This window comes from Butyrivibrio sp. VCD2006 (assembly GCF_000423925.1).
Lineage (GTDB): Bacteria > Bacillota > Clostridia > Lachnospirales > Lachnospiraceae > Butyrivibrio.
In genome coordinates, this window is record NZ_AUIX01000063.1 from 1 (window position 1) to 5,799 (window position 5,799).

A 5,799-nucleotide genomic window follows, 5' to 3' on the forward strand; every position below is an offset into this window, starting at 1 on the left:
GTTCGGCTGACTTCTCACAGTTCGTTGTTACTAGGCTAATGAAACCTCTGTGAGACCTCCACGCTTAAGGTGCACGCTCTTTCTCTCCATATATCCGCCACATTTACTCTGCTACTACAAAGGTGATAGTTATAAGACTTCGTTGCTTTTAGCCAACTTATCTCTCGTAGCCTAGCCTTATATGTGATTTCTGTCCGTCGGACCAGAGATTTGCTTACAGCTTCCTTCAGATTCCATCTCGCGATGGACACCCTTGCTGTTCGGCTATACACTTCCCACTATCTGGGCGTGTTCAGGACTTTCACCTGTTAGAGTGCGCCCATGGCGCGCAAACTAAAAAGGGGCTGTCGCTTTAGTGCGACAGCCCCTTCTACTATAAATCAACCCTTCTTGAATTTAAAGGTTGCGCCTTTAGCTCCGGCTTTCTTAAGCTTCTTCACAAGCTTGTTGAAGGTCTTCTTGTCCTTGCAGACAACTGTAATCTTAGCGCCTTTCTTAATGTTCTTGAAAGCATTCTTTCCTACAGATGTTAAATTGTTGCCATAAATTTTGATTTTATCAAGGTTTTCACATCCGCTGAAAGCCTTGCTTCCAATCTTTGTGACAGTGCCAGGTATTGTTACGCTTTGAAGCTTCTTGTTCTTGGAGCATGCACTTGAAGAAACCTCTGTTACAGCATACTCAACGCCATTTGCGTCCTTGACAGATGAAGGTATTGCAACCTTCTTTGCCTTCTTGTTGAAAGCTGCCTCATAAGCTACAGCAGGTGCGTTCGCATCTGAGGATACAACCTTGAAATTGCCATTTTTACCAGCAGTATTGCCATCTATTTCTGTTCCATTAGCTGCCGGTGTAGCATTCTGTTCTGCAGGAGCAGGATTCTGTGCTGCAGGTGTATTATTTTGTCCTGCCTGATTTCCTGAACCATTCTGGTTGTTATCCCCTGCCGCATTCCCATTACCCGGCTGGTCATTGTTATTGTGTGGCTCGTCATTATTGCCAGGCTCTTCGCTGTTATTACCGGGCTCGTCATTACCAGGCTCGTCACCTGCTTCACCATTTACAAAATTGATATCGTAATAGTGTCTGTACAGTCTTCTTCCGTCCTCGTCATCAATCTCATAAATATCTACTTCATCACCATCAACAAAAACTCTAAGCCTCAGATTTATCCAGTCACCATCCTGTATTCCCTGTGAATAACCGGTAAAATCAAGCTTAAGGGTCGCTTTATTTGTATCTGATAAACTTACAACACTTGATGGATCAGGAATGGACCCGGAGGAACTTTCAATCTCCCACAAATATGACACATTTCCCTCAGGAGCAGGATCCAATGTCATGCTAACTGTTCTTGATTCTCTTTTTCCTATTGTTTCTTCAAAATATGAAGGGGACAGGGTCACCTGATATTGCGGCGTAACATCTGCTGAAACAATAATCTCTTTACTATCATATATCTGTGTGCCGTCCTGACTCTTGGATGTCAAAATCAGGTTAGCCGTTGCATTTGATGCACTTACTGTATCAGCCATATGGATAATAAAACATGCAACAGGATGGTCTTCATCATCCTCATCTGGATTTCCTCGCTCAATTTTCTCTATTAAGTTGTTGCCATATCTTATATTCAAATCATATTTCGGATCTGCTACAGTATTTCCACCTTGTTCATATACATACAAATATTGGAATTGACCGGGCTTTATTGATAATTCGGAATCATCAACATACAACTGATATTCGTCATCATCGGGATCATCTACCCCATTATCCGGATCATACTTGACATAAATAGTGATGTCTGCGTTAACCTGGAGTTCATAAGAATTACCATCTTCACAATATGGATGTGAGCACGTCTCATTCTTATAGTGTCTGTAATATCCATGATCCTCGAGAGTAATTGTGTCCCCCTTCTTTACATACTCATAATATTCTTTCAAAGGACCGTCATCTCCCGTAACGGGATTACCATCGAATTCACCATCAATACATTTATAGTGAACACTCCAGACATTACTTGTGTACTGTGCATAAAGAGTCTTTTCGCCGCTTCCGGATATAGGTGTATCCTCTTTTATAGTAGTTCCGGTTCCATCTGCCTGGGTATTCCATCCAATAAATGCTTTTCTAGGAGCATATGCTTTAGTCGGAAAATGACCATAAACATCCTTGAATGATGCTCCGGATTTTATAGAAAACGGACCATCCGTCTTAGGATGATCAATATCTACTATATTTCCTTCTCCAGCGTTAAAAGTCACTTCACATCCATCATCCCACATTGCGTAGAATGTAACATCCTCTGTAGGAAAATAATTTTCCAATGATGTAATTATGTTTTCTCTGTCATTTTTATCTCTGGAATATCCTGCAAATACGCTGCCTTGCTTATCCGGTAAACTAACATTAATATCGGCGCTCTTAAAGGATCTGCCTTTTTCAATTTTATATGCAGCTACATTATCATTAACTATCTGTCCGCCATTGCCATCTATCGTAACAACATAAGCATCTGCCCAGACCGCGTATAATGTTGCATCTTCAGTTGCCTGGTAAGAAGTAATCACGCTGCCATTTTTCTTCTTACTCCAGCCCTTAAAATATTTTGCTTGGTCAGTGCCAATCTGGCCATAGTTCGATCCCCAAGATGTTCTATTTGATAATCTAATCCTATCTATGCGTAAATTTACGCTTTCTCCGGGAGCACACAATTGGGAAAAGGTATTTATCTTTTCACCGTTCTCGAAAAAAAATCCGCCATTAGGATCGTATGTTATTACAGCTGCATCACCCCACGCTGCATACAGATTATTGTTCTGCGGTGAAACTATTGCATTAAAATAATCCTCTTCTTCCGCATCATCCTCATCATCTACTGCCGCATATTTTACAGGCTGTGTCAATTCTTCATCATAAAACCAACCTGTTATAAGCTTGTTTCCAGCTATATGATCATTGCTGTTTATATATTCGTATACATTGATTTTGGTCGCATTTATATCAATATAGTCAATCTTTTTTGTTTTCTTCTCCGGGTTATTATTGAAGTATCCTTCCCCTGCATGTAATGTGACCGTGTATGTGTTCTCTTCAGCATGAACCTGCGTCGATACCCCAAGTACAATCACTGAAAAGACTAGTAAAACCAGCCATTTTAAATAATTCTTCATAACAAAAATTTCCCTTCAACATAATTTAGCAAAGCTACTTCCATTTACCCGGCGCCTATCCGCCTTCTATATGCATAATAATCATTGTATTAAAAACGCAGCCACTCAGGGCTGTTCTGGTACTTAGCATATGCCTCCTCCATCTCATATTTAAACCACCTTTTTACATAATCTCATATTTGTGTGATATTTACAACCTGATTTTCGTTATGAGAGTACGTCAAAACAGCAGACTTTTCCTAAAAAAAAGATATTATTAAATGTTTTATAGATTATTTGGAGGCCAAATTTTCCCTTCTCAATGACTATCCCCGATAAGTAGCGACAGGAACCCGTAAAACTTGCCTATATAGCGATAGATATACACCTATAAATCAGCAAGATGTCATTCCCACTTCAATTGAAAAGGGGCTGTCGCATAAAGCGACAGCCTCATATCATTATTTTTTACTCTTAGCTGCGAAGTTCGCTCTCTTACGAAGTGTAGGATCAAGAATCTTCTTGCGGATACGAAGTGTTGTAGGTGTTACCTCAAGGAGCTCGTCTGTATCGATGAAATCGATGCACTGCTCAAGAGACATGATACGCGGAGGAACAAGTCTAAGAGCCTCATCTGCTGATGATGTTCTTGTGTTGGTGAGGTGCTTAGTCTTACAAACGTTAACCTCGATATCCTCACTCTTACCTGATGTACCGATGACCATTCCTGAGTATACCTTATCACCGGGGCTGATGAAGAGCTGTCCACGCTCCTGAGCGTTGAACAGACCGTAGGTAACTGCCTCACCTGTCTCGAAGGAGATAAGTGAACCCTGCTTACGATAGGAGATATCTCCCTTGTAAGGTGCATAGCCATCGAAGATGGTGTTCATGATACCGTTACCCTTGGTATCTGTCATGAACTCACCTCTGTAACCAATAAGTCCTCTTGAAGGAATAAGGAACTCAAGGCGTGTATAACCGCCATTTGCAAGTCCCATGTTGATCATCTCACCTTTTCTCTCACCGAGCTTCTGGATAACGCTACCGGAAAACTCCTCAGGAACATCGATGTAGCACTTCTCCATGGGCTCAAGTCTCTTGCCGTTCTCGTCTTCCTTGTAGATAACCTCGGCCTTACTTACTGCAAACTCGTAGCCCTCACGGCGCATTGTCTCGATAAGAACTGAAAGGTGAAGCTCACCACGACCTGAAACCTTGAAGGTCTCTGTTGTATCTGTATCCTCAACTCTAAGAGATACGTCTGTATTAAGCTCTCTATAAAGACGGTCACGGATGTGACGTGAAGTTACATATTTACCTTCCTGACCTGCAAGAGGTGAGTCATTAACGATGAAGTTCATTGAAATTGTAGGCTCTGAAATCTTCTGGAAAGGAATAGCATTAGGTGCATCTACTGCGCAAAGGGTATCACCGATCTTAAGATCTTCAATACCGGAAATTGCAACGATTGAACCGATGCCTGCCTCCTGAACCTCAACCTTGCCAAGACCCTGGAACTCATAAAGCTTACTGATCTTAGTCTTGTAGGACTTGTCAGGCTCATGATGATTAACTACGAGAACCTCCTGGTTCACCTTAACTGAACCGTTATCAATTTTTCCTACACCGATACGACCTACATACTCGTTGTAGTCGATTGTGCTGATAAGCATCTGTGTGCCTGCATCGGGATCGCCCACAGGAGCAGGAATATAGTTGATGATTGTATCAAGAAGAGGCTTGAGGTCGTTGCCGGGCTCATCAAGTGACATTGAAGATGTACCTGCCTTAGCTGATGCGAATACGAAGGGGCAGTCAAGCTGCTTATCATCAGCACCAAGGTCAAGAAGAAGCTCAAGAACCTCATCGATAACCTCGTTGGGTCTGGCCTCGGGTCTGTCGATCTTGTTGATACATACGATTACGGGAAGTCCAAGCTCCATTGCCTTACCAAGCACGAACTTGGTCTGGGGCATAGCACCTTCAAAAGCATCAACGACAAGAATAACGCCGTTAACCATCTTAAGAACTCGCTCAACCTCTCCGCCGAAATCTGCGTGACCGGGAGTATCAATGATGTTGATCTTGATATCCTTATAGGAAATAGCTGTATTCTTGGACATAATGGTGATTCCACGCTCACGCTCGATATCGCCTGAATCCATAACGCGCTCTACGACGTCCTGACCCTCACGAAATACTCCGCTCTGGCGAAGCAGTCCGTCAACCAGTGTTGTTTTACCGTGGTCGACATGGGCTATGATTGCTACGTTTCTGACATCGTTTCTTGTCTGTTTCATGTTTTTCCTCCGTAGAATGATTATATACTCTCGGAATCTATAAGCCAGTAACAATGCGGCTTTCAGATTCCTTTTTTATTAAAATCCCCCACTTTTTTATCAAAAAACACTTGACATTTACCTCCAAAAATGCGGCGCTTCGCGCCCTTGTTAAAAAGGAAGTGTCGTTACGGCGCGGCCGTAATTTTTTTGATTGGAGGGCGATTTTATGTTACCTGTTAATTGTGGCAGTCATGCCGACTACCAAACCTTTGTTGTTGAAAATCTCCGCAAATATTACCCTGATCCAGATGCTATATCTCAAAGCACCTGGGATATCATAGACCGCTTTTGGAACCTTG

General features: G+C 42.2%; 2 protein-coding genes. Both read right to left on the minus strand.

The window, feature by feature from the left end; genetic code table 11:
- Positions 1-380: 380 nt before the first annotated feature.
- Positions 381-3,176 (minus strand): leucine-rich repeat domain-containing protein, encoded by a 2,796-nt coding sequence (locus tag G586_RS0116810; protein WP_026528638.1) that lies wholly within the window; start codon positions 3,174-3,176, stop codon positions 381-383.
- Positions 3,177-3,616: 440 nt separating this feature from the next.
- Positions 3,617-5,458, minus strand: a complete 1,842-nt coding sequence (typA, locus tag G586_RS0116815) for a translational GTPase TypA (protein ID WP_026528639.1) — start codon at positions 5,456-5,458, stop codon at positions 3,617-3,619.
- Positions 5,459-5,799 lie beyond the last annotated feature (341 nt).

Excerpts from the sequence above, each read along its gene's own strand:
- G586_RS0116810 (WP_026528638.1), bottom strand. The coding sequence starts at position 3,176 with ATGAAGAATTATTTAAAATGGCTGGTTTTACTAGTCTTTTCAGTGATT.
- typA (WP_026528639.1), bottom strand. The coding sequence starts at position 5,458 with ATGAAACAGACAAGAAACGATGTCAGAAACGTAGCAATCATAGCCCAT.